The 17,609-nt window shown below is 71.7% G+C and carries 14 protein-coding genes and 1 pseudogene; 6 read left to right on the top strand and 9 right to left on the bottom strand.

Features of this window, described 5'->3' with window-relative positions:
* Window positions 1-477: a universal stress protein gene (locus SACMADRAFT_RS13425; RefSeq protein WP_009154366.1), complete on the top strand. Its 477-nt coding sequence runs from the start codon at window positions 1-3 to the stop codon at window positions 475-477.
* Between the two features lie 63 nt (window positions 478-540).
* Here the strand turns inward: SACMADRAFT_RS13425 and SACMADRAFT_RS13420 are convergent, their stop codons facing one another.
* From SACMADRAFT_RS13420 to SACMADRAFT_RS13410, 3 genes are all read right to left on the bottom strand, one after another.
* Window positions 541-1,140, bottom strand: coding sequence for a CBS domain-containing protein (locus tag SACMADRAFT_RS13420; protein WP_009154365.1), 600 nt, complete (start codon window positions 1,138-1,140; stop codon window positions 541-543).
* Window positions 1,140-2,033: a universal stress protein gene (locus SACMADRAFT_RS13415; protein ID WP_009154364.1), complete on the bottom strand. Its 894-nt coding sequence runs from the start codon at window positions 2,031-2,033 to the stop codon at window positions 1,140-1,142. Before SACMADRAFT_RS13415 ends, SACMADRAFT_RS13420 begins: the two co-directional genes overlap by 1 nt.
* Window positions 2,034-2,098: 65 nt before the next feature.
* Entirely contained in the window at window positions 2,099-3,043 is a 945-nt protein-coding gene (locus tag SACMADRAFT_RS13410) for a universal stress protein (protein WP_009154363.1), read from the bottom strand.
* Between the two features lie 101 nt (window positions 3,044-3,144).
* Between SACMADRAFT_RS13410 and SACMADRAFT_RS13405 the strand changes: the two genes are divergently transcribed.
* Window positions 3,145-4,137: an Acg family FMN-binding oxidoreductase gene (locus SACMADRAFT_RS13405; RefSeq protein WP_009154362.1), complete on the top strand. Its 993-nt coding sequence runs from the start codon at window positions 3,145-3,147 to the stop codon at window positions 4,135-4,137.
* A gap of 224 nt (window positions 4,138-4,361) precedes the next feature.
* Here SACMADRAFT_RS13405 and SACMADRAFT_RS13400 read toward each other — a convergent pair whose 3' ends face one another.
* On the bottom strand, window positions 4,362-7,109 hold the full coding sequence (locus tag SACMADRAFT_RS13400) for an HAD-IC family P-type ATPase (protein WP_009154361.1): 2,748 nt from the start codon (window positions 7,107-7,109) through the stop codon (window positions 4,362-4,364).
* Window positions 7,110-7,209: 100 nt separating this feature from the next.
* Between SACMADRAFT_RS13400 and gap the strand changes: the two genes are divergently transcribed.
* A complete protein-coding gene (gene gap / locus SACMADRAFT_RS13395) occupies window positions 7,210-8,217 on the top strand; it encodes a type I glyceraldehyde-3-phosphate dehydrogenase (protein ID WP_009154360.1) in 1,008 nt (335 codons plus the stop codon).
* 1 nt (window position 8,218) lies between these two features.
* Window positions 8,219-9,466, top strand: coding sequence for a site-2 protease family protein (locus SACMADRAFT_RS13390; protein WP_009154359.1), 1,248 nt, complete (start codon window positions 8,219-8,221; stop codon window positions 9,464-9,466).
* Here SACMADRAFT_RS13390 and SACMADRAFT_RS13385 read toward each other — a convergent pair.
* Window positions 9,402-10,562, bottom strand: coding sequence for a lycopene cyclase family protein (locus SACMADRAFT_RS13385; protein WP_009154358.1), 1,161 nt, complete (start codon window positions 10,560-10,562; stop codon window positions 9,402-9,404). The two genes, SACMADRAFT_RS13390 and SACMADRAFT_RS13385, sit on opposite strands and share 65 nt — an antisense overlap.
* A gap of 159 nt (window positions 10,563-10,721) precedes the next feature.
* Here SACMADRAFT_RS13385 and SACMADRAFT_RS13380 point away from each other — a divergent pair, with 159 nt between their 5' ends.
* Complete coding sequence (locus tag SACMADRAFT_RS13380) at window positions 10,722-11,636, top strand: universal stress protein (RefSeq protein ID WP_009154357.1); 915 nt, start codon at window positions 10,722-10,724, stop codon at window positions 11,634-11,636.
* Window positions 11,636-13,081, top strand: coding sequence for a bifunctional aminoglycoside phosphotransferase/ATP-binding protein (locus SACMADRAFT_RS13375; protein ID WP_009154356.1), 1,446 nt, complete (start codon window positions 11,636-11,638; stop codon window positions 13,079-13,081). The genes SACMADRAFT_RS13380 and SACMADRAFT_RS13375 overlap by 1 nt, the downstream gene beginning before the upstream one ends.
* 134 nt (window positions 13,082-13,215) lie before the next feature.
* Here the strand turns inward: SACMADRAFT_RS13375 and SACMADRAFT_RS31280 are convergent.
* The 4 genes and pseudogenes from SACMADRAFT_RS31280 to SACMADRAFT_RS13350 form a co-directional block, all read right to left on the bottom strand.
* A pseudogene (locus tag SACMADRAFT_RS31280) lies at window positions 13,216-14,255 on the bottom strand (ABC transporter permease).
* A 110-nt stretch (window positions 14,256-14,365) separates the two neighbouring features.
* Entirely contained in the window at window positions 14,366-15,538 is a 1,173-nt protein-coding gene (locus tag SACMADRAFT_RS13360; protein ID WP_009154355.1) for an ABC transporter permease, read from the bottom strand.
* The gene (locus SACMADRAFT_RS13355) at window positions 15,535-16,527 is read right to left on the bottom strand and encodes an ABC transporter ATP-binding protein (RefSeq protein ID WP_083840900.1); all 993 of its coding nucleotides are present in this window, start codon (window positions 16,525-16,527) and stop codon (window positions 15,535-15,537) included. The genes SACMADRAFT_RS13360 and SACMADRAFT_RS13355 overlap by 4 nt, the downstream gene beginning before the upstream one ends.
* 100 nt (window positions 16,528-16,627) lie before the next feature.
* Complete coding sequence (locus SACMADRAFT_RS13350; protein ID WP_009154353.1) at window positions 16,628-17,608, bottom strand: DUF3048 domain-containing protein; 981 nt, start codon at window positions 17,606-17,608, stop codon at window positions 16,628-16,630.
* Between the last annotated feature and the right edge of the window lies 1 nt (window position 17,609).

Genomic DNA, 17,609 nt, shown 5'->3' with positions numbered 1-17,609 from the left:
ATGTCCGATGCCGCGGGCACGCCAAACAGAACGATCGTCGTCGGAGTCGACGGCTCCCCCGCCTCGGAGCAGGCGCTGCGGTGGGCGCTGGCCGAGACCGAACGCTGCGGCGGCCAGGTGCACGCCATCACCGTGCGCAGGCGCGACGACCTGCTGCCAGGCACCACGTTCGCCCTGCAACCCTACGGCCGCAGGCCTGCAAGGACGGAGGAATCGCTGCGCGAAAGCCTGCACAGCCAGGTGGCGACGATGTCCGACACCGCGGCCGGCCGCGCCGCCACAACCGTCACCGAATCCGTCGTCACAGGGGACCCGGCCACCGAGCTGAGCAAGGCCTCCGCGAGTGCGGATCTGCTCGTGCTGGGCAGTCACGGGCAGCGGGCTTTCACCGAGGTGCTGCTCGGCAGTGTGGCCGCCGAGTGCGTGCGGCGCGCGCAGTGCCCCGTGGTGCTGATCCCGGCAGGCCTGGCGCGCTGACGCACGACACGAAGGTGCCCGGCGGGCGCAGGCCCGCCGGGCACCACTTCGTCGCGACGCCTGCTACTCGGCGCCTTCGCGGTAGCGGGTGTCGGCCCGCACGACCCCGGGAACCGACTCCGCCAGCAACGTCGCCACGTGCCTGTCGGTGGGGTCGTCGTATTCGTCCACGATGGTCACCACGCCGTCGTCGACCTTGACGGACCAGCGGTCTGGGCCGCCGTAGATCATCAGCCTGCGCCGGACGTCCCTGGCTATCGCGGTGTCGTCGCGCGACAGCGCCCGCACCACGTCACGGCGGGTGACGATGCCGACCAGCCGCTCACCGTCGACGATCGGCATCGCCCTGAACCCCTCGTCCAGCAGCGCGGCCACCAGCTTCGAAAGGTCCGCACGGCTGTCCATGGACACCGCGGGCGTGGACATCACCGCGCCCACGGTCGAAGGGGGCTGCGGTGCCGGGGACCCGCGAAACCGGGCGTCGCCGGGGACCCGGTCACGTACCAGGTCGGCCTCGGTGACGATGCCCACCAGCCGCTGCCGCGCGTCCACCACCGGCAGGGCCGTGAAGCCGTGCTCGGTGAGCAGCCCGGCCGCCCGCTTCACCGGTGTCTCCGGCGTGACGGTGACGACCGGGCTGGTCATGATCTGCCTCGCGAGCATCAACTGGTCTCCGGTTCGGTCGGCCGCACCACGGCGACGGGGCACGGCGCGTGGATGACCAGTGCCTGGCTGGTCGAACCCAGCAGCATTCCCTTGAAACCGCCCCTGCCCCTGCTGCCGACCACGATCAGCTGGGCCTGCTCGCCCCGCTCGAGCAGCGTGCGCACCGGCCTGCCCCTGACGACGACCGGCTCCACCGCCACGTCGGGGAACTTCTCGCGCACCGGGCCCAGTTGCTGCTCCAGCAGTGCGTGCTCCTCCTTGTCGACCTCGGCGGGATCGGCCGACATGGACAGTGTGCGCACGGCGCCGTCGAAGGTGACGTCGGTCCAGGTGTGCACGGCCACCAGCGGCACACCCCTGGCCGCTGCGGCCTCGAAGGCGAAGGTGAGCGCGGCGTCGCTGTCGGCGGAACCGTCAAGGCCGACCAGCACCGGCCCCTCGGTGGGCGGCGGGTCCTCGACTCGCCTGCCGCGGACCACCACGACGGGAGAGATCCCGTGTGCGGCCAGCGCGACCGCCACCGAGCCCACGAGCATGCCGGTGAAGCCACCGAGACCGCGGGAACCGAGCACCATCATGCGTGCCTGCCTCGACTCCGCGAGCAACGCGGCCACGGTCTCGCCCTCGAGGAGTTCGGTTTCCACCTCCACGCCCGGCGCCGCCTCCCGCACCGCCGACTCGGCCTCCCGCAGCCACTGCCCGCCCTGCTCTCGCATGCCCTCGCGGACCTCGGGGAAGGTCGCGAGGAAACCCGGATAGCCGCGCTCGGGGACGGCGTAGGTGTGGACCAGCCGCAACGTGTCGCCGCGGTGTTCGGCCTCCGCTGCCGCCCACACCGCCGCGTTGAGTGCTGACGCGGAACCGTCCACGGCCGCCACGATCTTGGTCATCGCTGTGTCTCCCTTTCGTCAAGGTGTTCCCGCGCGGCCGGGCTCGGCGAACGCGGGGTGTGGCCTCAGTTCTGCGCCCGACCACGCACGATCAGCAGCGGGCAGGGTGCCGTGTGCAGCAGCGCGTTGCTCGTCGAGCCGAGCAGCATCCCGCTGAAGCCGCCCCTTCCCCTGCTGCCCACGACCAGCAACCACGCCTGGTCGGCGTGCCGCAGCAGGTTGCGCACCGGGCGGTCACGCTCCACGACGCGGTGGACCTCCACCTGCGGATACCGTTCCTGCCAGCCTGCGAGCCGCTCGGCGAGCACCGCCTGCTGCGAGGTCCGGATGTCGTTCCACGGCAGGTCGGCCGAGGGCAGGCCGAACGCACCCGGCAGGGCCGCGTCACTGAAGACGTGGACCGCGACGAGCGAGGTTTCGCGCAGCGCCGCCTCTTCGAAGGCCGCCGCGAGCGCCAGTTCGCTGACCGGTGAACCGTCGACCCCCACGACCACCGGGCCTTCGGTGGGCGGCGCCTCGCCCGGCAACCGCCCCCTGATCACGGCGACGGGGCACGGCGCGTGCGGCACGAGCGCGAGTGTCACCGAACCGACGAACGTCCCGGTCAACTCACCGAGCCCGCGCGTACCCAGCACCAGCATGCGTGCCGAACCGGCACGTTCCAGCAGCACCGGGACGGCGCTGCCCATGTGGAGTTCGGTGGCGACGTCGAGTTCGGGCAGCTCGCCGCCCGTCGCCCGTTTGGCCGCCTCCTCGGCCTCGGCGAGCCTGCGGTGTCCCTCCGCCTCCAACTCGTCGAAGTAGGACTGCGGAAGGCCCACACCTGCCCCGTACGGGGCAGGCACGGGCATCGCCGCGAGCAACGTCAGCGGGCAGCCACGCGTCGCGGCGGCCCTGGCGGCCCATTCCACGGCCCGCAGCGCCGATTCGGAGCCGTCGACTCCCGCCAGGATGGGTGCGTTGCCGGTCGGGGTCATCGTGTCCTCCTCCTGGCCGGTCGGCCACCTCATCGTGGCCTCCGGCGCGGGCCGACCGCGTGGGCCGAAAGCCCTTCGTCGCCAGGTACTCCAGCCCTTTCCCGCGCGCGAGAGCTCCCGTGATCGTAACCGTCATGAGGCAAGGACTCCCTGACGACGACACCGTGCGCGCCGCGTTGGCGCTGGCCACGAGGGCTCCGTCGGTGCACAACTCACAGCCGTGGCAATGGAAGGTCGGCGACCGGACGGTGCACCTGTACGCCGATCGGGAGCTGCAATTGCCCGCGATCGACCCCGAGGGCCGGGATCTGCTGCTCAGTTGTGGCGCCGCCTTGCACCACCTGCGGGTCGGCTTGGCCGCGCTCGGCTGGCACAGCCGCGTGCACCGGATGCCCAACCCCGCCGAGCCGCAGCACCTCGCGGCCGTGGAGCTGGCCAGGCACGAACCCACGTTCGACGAGATCTCGCTGGCCTCGGCGATCCCGCGCAGGCGCACCGATCGCAGGCGGTTCAGTTCGTGGGAGGTCCCGCCTTCGCGAGTCGGGGAACTCGCCGAGCACGCTGCCGCCGAGGGCGCCGTGCTGATAGGCGTGACCGACCCGATGGCAAGGTACCGGCTGATCGAGGCGATCGGCGAGGCCGCGCGGTTGCACGACGACGATCCCGCCTACCAGGTCGAGCTTGCCCAGTGGACCGGCCGCGACGAGGACACCCAGGGGGTGCCCGCGCGTAGCGCCGTGGCACCGGTACACGTGCCCGGTGAGCCGGACCCGCGCCGGTTCCGCGACCCGCGGTTGCCGCAACCGGAAGGCTCGTCGGCAGAACCGGACGCCTCGGTGCTGCTGGTGTTGGCGACCGCGTCCGACGACACGATGTCACAGTTTCGGGCGGGCGAGGCGATGAGCGAGGTGCTGCTCGCGGCCACGCACGCCGGGTTGGCCAACTGCCCGCTCTCCGAGCCGCTGGAGATCGGCTCGACGCGCGACATCGTGCGCTCCGAGGTGCTCGGGGACAGCGCATACCCACAGCTGATCCTGCGTGTGGGCTGGGCGGCCGTGAACGCCGACCCGCTGCCCGCCACCCCGCGCCGCCCACTGTCCGAAGTGGTCCACGGCCTCGGCGACTGACCGCTCCCCGCGAGTCCCCCGCCGACACCCGCGAGTTCTGCGCTCCCGCCCGCGAGTTCCGCGCTCCGGGGGCGAGCACCGCGTTCAAGGGTTGGCGCCGCGGGGCAGTTGGTCGAAGCGGAAGCGAAACACTCGCGATCCCGAACGCAGGGCTCGCGGTCCTGAACGCAGAACTCACTGTCCTGAATGGGGGACTCGCGGGCAGGAACGGGGGACTCGCGGGTTCAGAGCACCTGGGGGAAGAGGCGCTTGTGCACGCCGACCACCACGGAGGCCAGCGCGGCCACCCCGAGGATGCGCAGCCAGCTTTCCAGCCCGATGGGGGCGGTGTCGAACAGGCCCTGCATCACCGGCAGGTAGGTGAGCGCTGCCTGCGCCAGGATCTGGAAGGTGACCCCGCCGAGCACCCACTTGTTGCTGAACCAGCCGATCCGCCACACCGAACGGGTCAGCGAACGGCAGCTGAACAGGTAGAACAGTTCCACGGCCACGAACAGGTTGAGCGCGACGGTGCGTGCCTCGGGCAGGCCCGACCCGATGGCCAGCTCCCACTGGAACATCCACCACGAGCCGCCGACCAGCAGTGCGGACACCAGCAGGATGCGCGCGACGAGCCCACCGGTCAGCAGCGGCCTGCGGGGATCGCGGGGCGGCCGCCGCATGATCCCACGTTCCTTCGGCTCGAACGCCAGCATCAGGCCGAGCGCGACCGCCGTCGTCATGTTGATCCACAGGATCTGCGTCGGCAGGATCGGCAACGCCGCACCCGCGAAGATCGCCACGAGGATGACCAGACCTTCGGCCATGTTCGTCGGCAAGGTCCACACGATGAACTTGGTGAGGTTGTCGAAGACACCACGGCCCTCCTCGACGGCGGCCTCGATGGTGGCGAAGTCGTCGTCGGTCAGCACCATGTCGCCCGCTTCCTTGGCGACCTCGGTGCCGCCACGGCCCATCGCGACACCGATGTCGGCCTGGCGCAGCGCGGGCGCGTCGTTGACACCGTCTCCGGTCATGGCGACGACCTCGCTGCGCGACTGCATGGCCTCCACCAGGCGCAGCTTCTGCTCCGGCGAGACACGGGCGAACACCGACGCATCGCGCACCGCATCCGGCAGCCGGTCCTCGCTCAGCTCGGCCAGCTCGGCGCCGGTGAGCACCTTGCCGTCGGCGGAGCCGTCGAGCAGGTCGATGCGGCCCGCGATGGCGGTGGCCGTGGCCGCATGGTCACCGGTGATCATCTTCACGGCGATGCCCGCCTCGCGACACGAGCGCACGGCGGAGGCCGCCGCGGGGCGCGGCGGGTCGAACATGGCCTGCAACCCGGTGAACACCAGCGATCCCGCGAGGGCGTCCTCGCCGAAGCGCTCGGCGGGCACGTTCTGCGCCATCGCGGTCGCCAGCACCCGAAGGCCTTGCGAGGCGAGGTCTTCCGCCGCTCGCAACGCGGTGGCCTCCTCGAGCGGCCGCGGGCCGGCCGGGCCCAGTTCGGCGCCGCAGAGCGCGAGTACCCGCTCCACCGCGCCCTTGACGAACACGACATGACCGTGCTGGTCGGGCTGGGTGATCTGGTTCGGCTGCGCGGTATGCAGCGTGGCCATGTACTGCCGTTGCGAGCTGAACGGGATGGTGCCGGTCCTGGGCGGCACGTCGAGAAGGCCCGCCTTGCGGGCGGCGACGAGCATCGCGGCCTCGGTGGGGTCGCCGACCACCGTGGTGGTGTCGGCGTCGCGGTGCAGCGCGGCGTCGTTGCAGGCTGCTCCGGCCAGCAACGTCCACCGCAGCGCAGGCGGCATGGTGTCGGGCCGCAGCACCTCGCCCGCGCTGTCGACGATGTCGCCGCCCGCGGTGTAGCCCGCGCCGCTGACCCCGTAGTCGCCCTGCGGCGTCCACACCCGCGAGACCGTCATCTGGTTCTCGGTGAGCGTGCCGGTCTTGTCCGAGCAGATCACCGTGGTACTGCCAAGCGTCTCCACCGCGGGCAGCCTGCGGATCACGGCCCTGCGCCTGGCCATGCGCGACACCCCGATCGCCAGGGTGATGGTCACCGCGGCGGGCAGCCCCTCCGGGATCGCACCGACGGCGAGCGCGACGGCGGCGGTGAACATCTCCACACCGCTCTCGCCGCGCACCACGCCGATGGCGAAGGTGACGGCCGCCAGCAACAGGATCACGACGGTGAGCACCTTGCTGAACCAGGCGAGCTTGCGGGTCAGCGGTGTCTGCAGCACCTCGGCGGTGCCGACAAGCCGGTGGATCTCCCCCAGTTCGGTTTCCGCACCCGTGGCCACGACGATGCCCGCGCCGCTGCCGCTGGTCACGAGGGTGCCGGAGTGCAGCATGTTGCGCCGGTCCGCGACCGGGGTGGCAGGGGGCAGCACCACCTCGTCCTTGACCACCGGCTCGGACTCCCCTGTCAGTGCCGACTCGTCCGCCGCGAGTTCCGACAGCCGCACCAGCCGCAGGTCGGCGGGCACCCGGTCGCCCGCCTCCACGAGCACGAGATCACCGGGAACCAGCCGTTCGGAGGGCACGGTGCGGCTGACGCCGCCCCGCACCACCTTCGCCTCGGTGCGCACCATCGCGCGCAACGCGTCGAGCGCCGCTTCCGCCCTCGATTCCTGGACGAAGCCGACGATCATGTTCACGAACACCACACCGAAGATCACCGCCGAGTCGACGTGCTCGCCGAGCAGCAGCGTCACCGCGCCCGCGACCAGCAGCACGTAGATCAGCGGGTGGTGCAGCTGGCGCAGCAGCCGCAGCAGCGGGCCCGTGGGACGGGTCTGCGGCAGCGCGTTCGGCCCGAACCTGGTTTCGCGCTCGCGTGCCTCCTGCTCGCTCAGCCCCCGGTCGGGGTCGGTCTGCAGCAGCAGGACCGACTCGTGAATCGGGAGGTCGTGGTGGGAGTTCGACTGCTCGGCTCGCGCGGTGGTGGGCACCCGTTCAGTCCAGCCGAACTGGCCTGCCACCGCAAAGCATCCGTTCGTCACCCGGTGGGGGGCCGTTCGGCCCTGTCGGGCCACCCGGCGTGGCACGCAGCATCGAAGCTGACCCGACGGGAGGGCGCCCATGACCGTGTTCCTCGGCATCAACGGATTCGGCCGTATCGGCCGCGACATCGCGCGCTGTGCGCTCGCGCGGACCGACGACAGCGTCGAAGTGGTGGCGGTGAACGACATCGCGGACGCGCACACCCTCGCCTACCTGCTGGAGTACGACTCGACGCACGGCAGGCTGGGCCTTCCCGTGCGCCTACGTGGCCAGTCGATCGTGGTCGGTGACCACCGCATCCACGTCTCCCGCACCCCACACCCCGCCGACCTCGACTGGCGAACCTTCGGCGCCGACGTGGTGATCGAGGCCACCGGCCGCTTCCGAGGCAGGAAGGAGGCCGCGGCGCACCTGGACGCCGGAGCCAGCAAAGTGATCGTGTCCGCGCCCGGTGTCGACGTCGACGCCACCATCGTGATGGGCGTCAACGACGACGGCTACGACCCCGCCAGGCACGACGTCATCTCGGGCGCTTCGGGCACCACGAACTGTGTGGCGCCGATGCTGCTGGTGCTGCACCGCGCTTTCGGCGTCCGCCGCGGCCTGCTCACCTCCATCCACGGCTACACCAACGACCAGTCGCTGCTCGACCAGCCGCACGCCGACCTGCGCCGAGCCAGGTCGGCGGCGGTGAACATCCTGCCGACCACAACGGGCGCCACGAAGTCGATCGGTGAGGTGCTGCCGCAGCTGGACGGCGCCCTCGGCGCGGCCGCGGTGCGGGTGCCGGTGGAGGTGGGTTCACTGGCCGACCTGACCGTCGAGGTCGAGTCGCCGGTGACGGTCGGGCAGGTGAACCGGGCGTTCGCCGACGCGGCCCGCGGCCACCTTCGCCGCATCCTGCGCTACACCGAAGCGCCGATCGTCTCCCGTGACGTCGTTGGCGAGTCGGCCTCGTGCGTGTTCGACGCGAGCCTCACCACCACCAACGCCAACCTGGTGAAGGTGTTCGGCTGGTACGACAACGAATGGGGCTACTCCAACCGGATGCTGGAACTCGCCGACCTGATCGACCCGGTGGGCTGACATGTTCACCGCGACCGTTCCGCTCGGCCGTATCCGTGGTGTGCGCATCGGCGCGCACTGGTCCGTGCTCATCATCGTCGGGCTCATCGCCTACCTGCTGGCGACCTCGCTGCTGCCCACCGCCGTGCCTGGGTACGCGGCGGGCTGGTACTGGTTCACCGCAGCCGTCACCTCCGTGCTGTTCATGGCTTCGCTGCTGGCGCACGAGGTGTCGCACTCGATCACCGCGAGGCACTACGGGGTGCCGACCAAACGCATCACCCTGTGGATGCTGGGCGGCGCCGCCGAGTTGGAGAAGGAGCCGCCGCACCCACGCGCGGACTTCCTGATCGCCTTCGCCGGTCCCGCCACGAGCCTGCTGGTCGGCGGCGCCTGCTGGGGACTGGCCGCGTTGGTCCAGGAGCTGGTGCCACCGCTGGCGTTTGCCGCGCTGCTGTGGCTGGGCCTGACCAACGTCGTGATCGCGGTGTTCAACCTGCTGCCGGGCGCGCCGCTGGACGGCGGCAGGCTGGTGCGGTCGGCGGTGTGGAAGCGCACCGGTGACCGCCGGCGTGCCGCGAGGGCCGCCGCGAGGGCGGGCCAGGTGCTCGGCGCGCTGCTGCTGGTCGCCGGGTTCGTCGAGGTTCTGGGATTCGGTCAGTTCAGCGGACTGTGGCTGGCCCTCATCGGCTGGTTCCTCATCGGTGCCGCGGCGGCCGAGCTCAGGCATTCGCAACTGCACCAGCGGCTGGGCGGGATGCCGGTGCGCGAGGTGATGACGCGCCACCCCGAGGTGGCTCCCGGCTGGTGGACGGTCGAGTCGTTCCTCGAGCGCATCGCGGACCACGGCAGGCACCGCGTCTTCCCCGTCGTTTCCTTCGAGGGGGCGCCGCTCGGGGTGGTCAGCCTCGCCGAGCTGGTGCGGCTGTCCGCCGACGAGCGCATGACCAGCCGGGTGGCGGATGTGTGCCGCACGCCGCCCGCCGTGCCGATCGTGCCCGCCGACACGCCGGTGGAGGAGGTACTGGCGAGCACACCGCTGCGAGCAGGTCGGGATCTGTTGCTGGTCACCGAGTACGCCGACAACTCGCAGAAGACGGGACTGGCCGGTGTGGTGAGCCCCGACGATCTCGGCAGGACCGTCGAGTTGGCCGCGCTACGCGAGGACGCGGCCACGCGGTCCGGCGAGCCCGGTCGCGGCTCGGCTACCGGTGCCGACGCCAACGGCGAGCCGCGGCACGCGCGTACTCGACGGCAGGGAGCGCGGTGAACAATGCCGCCTCCTCGCGTACCGAGGTGCGTTCGTCGAGGAAGCGCAGCACCGGCTCGGCGCTGGGCCGGTCGAACAGTCCGGCGAAGGCGCGTTCCAGCTGCGCCGGGCGTGCGGTGATCACGTCGAGCAGCGCGCCGTCGAGCAGCCGGTGCCGCCGGCTCGGTTCGCCGATCGCGAACGGGTGCCCGTGCTCGGCGAGCGAGTCCGCGATGGCCACGCTGTCGCGCCGGATGCGCTCGTAGGCGTATCCGGTGCTGGGTTTGAGCAGGCCGGCCTCGGTGCCGATGGCGAGCACGTCGCCCCGGCGGCGCCGCACCGGCCGCGCCGACAGCGGCAGCGCGGCGGCCTCCTCCCGCTCGACGCGGTAGGGCCCCGCCCGCAGCACCGTGTCCAGGTACTCCGACAGCGCCGCCCGCTGAGTTTCGCCGTCGGCCGCAGCGTCGGCGACCGCCGGTGCGGCGAACGTGGTGTGTTCCACCAGGGCGTGCCTGCGGTCGAACGGCAACACGTACACGAAGCTCGCTGCGGCCGACCGCGGCGTGCGGAAGTCGAACAGTGTCGGCACGCCGGGATCGAACACCTCCGCCTCGGTCTCCAGGTGCCAGCCGCGAAACACCAGCACCGCGTCGGCAGGGGGCGGCTCGGCAGGGCCGAGCACGCTGTCGAACACCCACCTGGCCTCGATGGGCTCACCGTCGACGACCACGCGGGCACCGCCCGACTCGACGCCTGCCTCGATGCCTGCCTCGACGATGTCGTCGACGTGACCGCGTACCCGGCGAAACCCCGGTGCGGATTCGAGCATCGGTGTCACCGTGGCCGAGAGGTCGCCGCCACGCACGTAGCGGTAGCGGTAGGCGCCGAGGTCGAGCAGCCGCGACCGGCCGCCGGCGTGCACGTGGATCCGGTCCCAGCGGTACCGCGCGGCGGCGTCGAGCAGTCCTGGCCGGTCCGACCACGATCCCCACCCTGCGGCGGTGATGTCCTTGCCGCCGTCGTCGACGATCAGCACCTCGCATCGCGGCGGTCGCCGGGTGAGGTGCGCGGCCAGGGTGAGCCCGCTCAACCCGCCGCCTGCGATCACGATGGTCATGCCGCAAGGCAACCAGCCGACCCGCGCGCTCGCCAGGTGGCTCCGCGGTTTTCGGCCTTGCCGGAAGTCCCGAGGGCCGGGGACTTCCGGCCGCTGCGTACCGGCGACGCCGGGCCTACCGTCAGGTTCGACAACAACACACACTGAGGGGAGTTCGGCATGAACACGCCCAACCATGCCGTGGGCGCGATCGTGGCCGGTGTCGACAGCACCGAGGCGTCGCTGCGGGCGGTGCGCTGGGCCGCGAACACGGCGGCCAAGCACCACCTCCCGCTCCAGCTGGTGCACGCGGCGGGCTTTCCCGACCTCTACGTCGGCACCACGGTGCCGCCACCGGAGTCGTTCATGGAGGAGCTGCGCAGGCAGAGCTGGGAGACGCTGCGCGCCGCGAGGGACATCGCCAGGCAGGCCGGTGACGCCGGTGACATCGACATCCACACGCGGTTCGAGACCGATCCCCCCATCCCGTTCCTGCTGCGTGCCTCCTCCGAAGCGGCGATGATCGTGCTGGGTTCCTCCGGGCGCACCGGGCTCACCGGCGCGCTGGTCGGCTCCACCACGCTCGCTCTGGTCGCGCACGCCGGTTGCCCGGTCGTGTCGGTGCGCAGCGACTACGCCGAGGTGGCCACCGACGACCGGCGGCCGGTGGTTGTCGGGATCGACGGCAGCCCGACCAGCGAGCGCGCCATCGGCTACGCCTTCGACGAGGCGAGTTTCCGCGGGGTGGAGCTGGTCGCCGTGCACACCTGGAGCGACACCGACACCGACGTCTTCAGCGAGGCCCGCATGTACTTCGACTGGGAGCCGATGAGGGAGGTCGAACAGCGGCGGCTCGCCGAGCGGCTCGCGGGCTGGCAGGAGAAGTACCCCGACGTGCCGGTGCGGCGGGTCATCGAGAAGGACAAGCCGAGGCACGAACTGCTGGAATGGAGCCGCAGGGCGCAGCTTCTGGTCGTGGGCAGCCGCGGCCGCGGTGGTTTCACCGGAATGCTGCTCGGTTCCACCAGTCAGGCGCTGATCCACCACGCCGAGTGCCCTGTCATGATCGCCCGCTCCGAGCGTGCAGGCGAGTGATGTCGACCTTCGACGAGTTCGCCGCTGTGCACGAGACCCACATCGGTGTGGTGTTCCTCGTGGGCGAGCGGGCGTACAAGCTGAAGAAGCCGGTGAACCTGGAGTTCGTGGACTTCAGCACGCCGCGGCTGCGGCTCGCGGCGTGTCGCAGGGAGGTGGAGCTGAACCGCAGGCTCGCCCCCGACGTCTACCTCGGCGTTTCCGAGGTGTCCGATGTCGACGGCGGCGCCGCGGACTACCTGGTCGTGATGCGCAGGATGCCGGAGGATCGCCGACTGTCCACACTCGTCAAGCAAGGTGAGGACGTCGCCGAGGTGGTCGACCGGCTGGCGAGGATGATCGCCGCCTTCCACAGCACGGCGGCTCGCGGCGAGCGGATCTCCGCCGAGGGCAGCCGCGACGCCATCAGGCAGCGCTGGTGCGACAGTTTCGACCAGGTGCGCCAGGTCGGTGTGCTCGACGGCGACCTCACCGCGGAGATCGAGCGGCTCACGCTGGACTTCCTCGCCGGGCGCGAGCCCATGTTCGCCCGCCGGATCGCGGCGGGGCGGGTACTCGACGGACACGGGGACCTGCTGACCGACGACGTGTTCTGCCTCGACGACGGCCCGAGGGTGCTCGACTGCCTCGAGTTCGACGACCGGCTCCGCTGGCTGGACGGCCTCGACGACATCGCGTTCCTGGCGATGGATCTGGAGCGGCTCGGTGCCACGGACACCGCGCGGCGGCTGCTCGACCGCTACGCCGAGTTCGCCGCCGACCCGGCGCCTGCCTCGCTGCGGCACCACTACATCGCCTACCGGGCCTTCGTCCGGGCCAAGGTGGCGTGCCTGCGCGCCACCCAGGGCGATGCCGCGTCGAAGCGCACCGCACGGGAGTACGCCGACCTCACGCTACGGCACCTGCGCGCGGGACGGCCCCGGCTGATCATGGTCGGCGGGCTTCCCGGTACCGGCAAGTCCACCGTGGCCGGGCTGGTCGCCGACGAGCTCGGCGCCGTGCTGCTGTCCACCGACCGGCTGCGCAAGGAACTCGCCGGGCGATCACCGCACGAGTCTGCCGCCGCGGAGTACCAGCGTGGGATCTACACGCCGGAGCACACCGAGCGAACCTACGGCGAGTTGCTGCACCGCGCCTCGGGCCTGCTGGCCGAGGGAGAGACCGTGGTGCTGGACGCGTCCTGGGTGCGAGCCGACGATCGCGCCGAGGCCGAGCGCACCGCCGCCCGCGCTCACAGCGAGGCGGTGGCGCTGCGCTGTGTGGCGCCCGCCGAAGTGGCCGCCCAGCGGATCCGCGCGCGGCACGGCGACGTCTCCGACGCCGACCCCCGCATCGCGGCGGCCATGTCGCGGGATGCCGATTCGTGGCCGTCGGCCTCGGACATCGACACCTCGGGCACGCCAGCCCGCTCGCTTGCCCAGGCGCTGCGGGTGCTTGTGGACTGAGTCGCGGGGCGCGAACCCTGCCACCTCTTCGACGCACCGAAAACCCTCGCCCAGCAGCGCAACCGCGGCGCCGAGACCGGCGGCCACGGCAGGGCAGGCGGGTCTGGCCTGCCCTGCCGTGGTTTCGCCCTGGCTCACACCAGTGACCTGCGCAGCCGGTACACCGCCGCCGCCAGCAGCAGCGCGGCGAATCCCGCCAGCACGGTCAGCGGCAGCGCGATGTCGGCCAGGTTCCCGTCCTGAGCCAGCAGCACCGTCCACGAATCCACCGCCCAGGCGTGCGGTGTCGCGTGGCCCGCCGCGCGGACGGCGGGCGGTACCAGCTCCAGCGGCCACATGCAGCCGCCGAGCATGCCGAAGGCGATACCGACCGCGGGCCCGATCGCCGAGGCCTGTTCCGGGGTGCGAAACAGCGTGCCGCTCAGCATGCCCGCGCCCGCACCCACCAGCGCCCACAGCACCACGAGCACCGTCGCGGCCAGTGGATCTCCCCAGCTCACCCGAACAGCACCGCCCCCACACCGACGATCAGCACCGACTGCAACAGTGCCATCGAACCGTAGAAGGCGGTCTCGCCGAGCACCAGTTGCCTCGGCAGCACCGGCCCGGCCAGTGCCCGGTCGTAGATGCCGAGCTTGCGGTTCTCCACCATCGTCGCGCCGCCCGCGAGCGCGTTGATGAACACCAGCAGCACCAGCATGGTCGGCGCGCTGTAGCTGAACCCGACCGGCAGCATGTCGCTGTCGCCGTCCACCACCTCGGTGCGGACCTCGACGGTGGGCGTGGTCGCTCGCAGTTGCCGCGCCAGGTCCAGCCACGCGGCCGGGCTGCCTCCCGCCTGTTCGGCCGCGAACACCGCAGCCTGCACCGCAGCCGCGTGTTCTGCCACGGCACCACGCACCGAGCTGATCGCGGCCAGCGCCGACTCCGATCGCGCGGTGGTCAGCACGGGGATCTCCGCGGTGCCGCCGGCAAGCAGCGCCTGGTCCAGGTCGTCGGGCACCAGCACCGCGGCCTGGACCTCGCCGCGCCGCAGCGCTTCGCGGGCCGCCTCCTCGTCGGGTTGTTCGAGCACCACCAGCCCGGCTGTGCGCTCGAGCTGGCCGCGCAGGCTCTGCGCCAGCGGGCCGTCGCCGGTGGTGACACCCACCCTGATCTCCGTCGTCCCCCGCATGGTCGCGCCGACCACGAGGATCACGATGATCGGCAGCGCCACGATGAAGAACAGCCCCGCTCGGTCGCGCAGGGTACGGCGCAGTGACGCGCCCGCGATCGCCAGCATGCTCATCGGGCCACTCCCCTTCGCGCCAGCAGCAGCGCGGCCCCGCCGGTGACGGCGCAGAACGCCAGGATCGCCAGGATCGGCACCCCGATGCTCGTCCACGGTGCTCCGGAGGACAGGTCGGTGAACGCCCGCAACGCCCACCCGTTGGGCGTCAGCATCGCGATGGTGCTCAGCAGCGGCGGCGCCGTCGAAAGGAACACGAAGTTGCCGCCGATCAGCGCCAGGCCGAAGGTGACGGTGGCCGCGATTCCCTCGGCCTGCCGCTGGGTGCGGGACACGGCGATCACCAGCGCCGTCAAGGCCACCAGCGAAAGGCCCATGGCGACGATCACGGCTGCCGCAGCCGGCGGCGGGCCCCAGTCAGCGCCGAACGCCAGTGAGGTCACCACGGCCACCGTGCTCAGGCCCGCCACCCCGTAGGCGAACGTCGCCAACGCCTTGCCCACCAGCAGCGATCCGGTGGCCAGCGGTGCCGCGGCGATGCGGTCCAGCGTCGCGCCGTCGCGCTCTGCGAACCATCCCCGTGCGCCGAAACCGATCGTGAACAGCATGAACAGGATGCCCATCGCGGGTGCGTAGTAGCTTTTGGCATCCACCTGTTCGGTGCCGGCGGGTTCGGGGCGCACCTGTTCCGGCAGGCTCAGTGCTGCCGCCTGCCGCGCCAGTTCCGCCGCGCGGTCAGCCGGCACGCCCGCCGCCAGCGCGGTGTTCACCGACAGCGTGTCGGCGTTGAGCTGCGCCACGAAGGCATCCGCCACCGAACTGGCGACAAGTGCCGACACCGAGGAGTCGACGCCGGACAGCACGGTGATGTCGGGCGCGGCCGCGCCGCGGGTGCCGCGGGAAAGCCCTTCCGGCAGCACGAACGCCGCGCCCAGTTCGCCGCTGTCCACGCGCATGCGCACGGTGGCCTCGTCGGCGACGGGGTGCACGGTCAGCACGTCGCGCAGTTCGTCACCGCGCAGCATGGCGGTGAAGCCGGCCGAGACCGGACCGTTGTCGTTGTCGACCACGGCCACGTCGGCGTGGAACCGTTCCGCGGAACCGAACGCGAGGCTGATCAGGGCGGCGACCACCAGCGGTGCGATGAACACCAGCACGAGCGCCGAGCGGTCCCGTGACCGCTGGCGCAGGTCCTTGCCCGCGATGAGCAGTGCTGTTGGCGGGGTCATTCGCGCAGCGCCGTTCCGGTCAGGTGCAGGAACACGGCCTCGAGGTCGGGCTCGATCACCTCGGCCGAGCGCACGGTCGCCCCGCTGCGTTCGGCCGCCTCCAGCAGCGCGGGCAGCGCCGAGCGTCCCTGGCTCACCACGAGCGACACCTGCGAGTGCCCCGCTTCGGTGGTGGTGTCGACCGCCGCCACACCAGGCAGCCTGCCGCACTCGGCGGCGAACGCCGTGGCGTCGCCGTCCACGGTGAGCGCGACGCGGTCGCGCTCACCAAGCCGCGACACCAACTCCCTGCGGGTGCCCTCCGCGATCAGTTTGCCGTGGTCGATGATGCCGACCCGGTCGCACAGCCGCTCGGCTTCCTCCATGTAGTGAGTGGTGTAGAGGATCGCCATGCCCGCGGCCCCGAACGCCCGGACACTGTCCATGATCGCGTGCCTGCTCTGCGGGTCCACCCCGACGGTCGGCTCGTCGAGCACGAGCAGCGTCGGCTGGTGCAGCAGCGCGGCACCGATGTTGAGGCGCCTGCGCATGCCACCGGAGAAGGACTCCACCCGCTCCCCCGCGCGATCGGCGAGCCCGGTCAGCTCCAGCACCTCGTCGACCCTGCGTCGCAGCGGTTTCCCGCCCAGCCGGTACAACCTGCCGAAGAAGTTCAGGTTCTCCCTCGCCGAGAGGTCCGGGTACAGCGCCACCTCCTGCGGAACGTAGCCGACCAGCGCCTTGGCCCGCACGGCGGATCGGCTCACCCGCTCGCCCGCGATCACGACCTCGCCCGCGTCCGGCCTGGCCAGCCCGCACACCATGCGGATCGCGGTGGTCTTGCCCGCGCCGTTGGGCCCGAGCAGGCCGTAGGTCTCGCCGGGTGCGACGTGGAAACTCACCGAATCCACGGCCACTCGGTCCCCGAAGCGCTTCGTCAGGTCCCGCACGCGCAACACGTCGCCGCGGGTGCCGGGTGGTCGAGTGGCCACAGCCGTATCCTCTGCCATGGGTCCACGGTGGCGTTGCCACCGCGCCTGGCCTAGAGCCCAACGCCCCCAAGCGAAACGGACTGGACAACCCGCCCGCGCCTGGACCACGAATACCGGGTCAGGACCCGACGAGAAACACCCACACCGGCCCCTTCGCCAGCCGCAGCGGTTCCCCGTCGTTCGTGGTGAACCGCGTCCCCTCGGCCGCCGTTGGCCTGGACCACGTTCCTTCGAACGCGAGGCCGTCGCGCAGCACGGTCACCCTGCCGGTGCCGACCGTGCGGGCGAACGGAGAAAGCGATCCGGTGCTGTCGCGCACCCCTCGACCGGGTTCGACTCGCACGTGCTGGATCACCACCGTGGCCGCGCCGACCTGTCCGGCGCCGGAGGAGATCAGCGGCGAACCGTCGAGCGACACCAGCCACCTCCGCTGCTGGGCCGACCATCGCAGGTGATACGAGGCCGCCCGGTAGGACACCGTGTGCTCGGTCATGGCGCGCCCACCGGCGGGGGCGACCCCGAACCGCAGCACCCGGTTCGGACCAGCCCCGGTTCCCATGGGCAGTTCGGCGGGGCGGGTGTAGAGGTTGTGCGGGCGCGGCCTGCCCGGGTCCCGGTAGTACGCGCCGGGGTGTGACAGCTCGGTCACGACATTCAGCGGTGCCGCGCGCAACGCGTCCATGATCTCGGGTGCCGCCCCTGAGAAGGCCAGGGTCGGGTGGCCGTACTGGGCGAGCAGTTCCGCGTCGGTCTCGCGGGCACTGCGGACCGGGCCTGCCACCGCGGGCAGCCGGCCGGAGTACACCGCGGCGAGCCGGGTGAGCCCACCCTCGACCGGCTCCACGTAGACGACCTCCGCGGCGGCGAGGCCGGTCTGTGGGCGGGCGGCGCTCACGTTGTCGATCTTGACCACGAGCACCGAATCGCGCGGCGGCGGTGTCGAGGTGGGCGCCGACGTCGTCGACGGCGGCCGCGAGGGCGGCGGCGCGGCAGGTCGCTGCTCATCACCGCCGAACAGCAACAGCGCCGCGACAGCGGCACCGACCGCCAGGAACACCGCCACGGCCGCCAGCAACCTGCGGATGGCTCTCGCCCGCACC

This window comes from Saccharomonospora marina XMU15 (assembly GCF_000244955.1).
Classification (GTDB): Bacteria; Actinomycetota; Actinomycetes; order Mycobacteriales; family Pseudonocardiaceae; genus Saccharomonospora_A; species Saccharomonospora_A marina.
Note: the sequence above shows the minus strand (reverse complement) of the source record. Positions and strands in the feature narration are given on the sequence as shown.

What these genes read in the sequence shown, in the direction of transcription:
- SACMADRAFT_RS13355 (WP_083840900.1), bottom strand. Translation starts at nt 16,527, where the DNA reads ATGGCAGAGGATACGGCTGTGGCCACTCGACCACCCGGCACCCGCGGC.
- SACMADRAFT_RS13375 (WP_009154356.1), top strand. Translation starts at nt 11,636, where the DNA reads ATGTCGACCTTCGACGAGTTCGCCGCTGTGCACGAGACCCACATCGGT.
- SACMADRAFT_RS13385 (WP_009154358.1), bottom strand. Translation starts at nt 10,562, where the DNA reads ATGACCATCGTGATCGCAGGCGGCGGGTTGAGCGGGCTCACCCTGGCC.
- SACMADRAFT_RS13390 (WP_009154359.1), top strand. Translation starts at nt 8,219, where the DNA reads ATGTTCACCGCGACCGTTCCGCTCGGCCGTATCCGTGGTGTGCGCATC.
- SACMADRAFT_RS13410 (WP_009154363.1), bottom strand. Translation starts at nt 3,043, where the DNA reads ATGAGGTGGCCGACCGGCCAGGAGGAGGACACGATGACCCCGACCGGC.
- SACMADRAFT_RS13360 (WP_009154355.1), bottom strand. Translation starts at nt 15,538, where the DNA reads ATGACCCCGCCAACAGCACTGCTCATCGCGGGCAAGGACCTGCGCCAG.
- SACMADRAFT_RS13415 (WP_009154364.1), bottom strand. Translation starts at nt 2,033, where the DNA reads ATGACCAAGATCGTGGCGGCCGTGGACGGTTCCGCGTCAGCACTCAAC.
- SACMADRAFT_RS13420 (WP_009154365.1), bottom strand. Translation starts at nt 1,140, where the DNA reads ATGCTCGCGAGGCAGATCATGACCAGCCCGGTCGTCACCGTCACGCCG.
- SACMADRAFT_RS13380 (WP_009154357.1), top strand. Translation starts at nt 10,722, where the DNA reads ATGAACACGCCCAACCATGCCGTGGGCGCGATCGTGGCCGGTGTCGAC.
- SACMADRAFT_RS13425 (WP_009154366.1), top strand. Translation starts at nt 1, where the DNA reads ATGTCCGATGCCGCGGGCACGCCAAACAGAACGATCGTCGTCGGAGTC.
- SACMADRAFT_RS13405 (WP_009154362.1), top strand. Translation starts at nt 3,145, where the DNA reads ATGAGGCAAGGACTCCCTGACGACGACACCGTGCGCGCCGCGTTGGCG.
- gap (WP_009154360.1), top strand. Translation starts at nt 7,210, where the DNA reads ATGACCGTGTTCCTCGGCATCAACGGATTCGGCCGTATCGGCCGCGAC.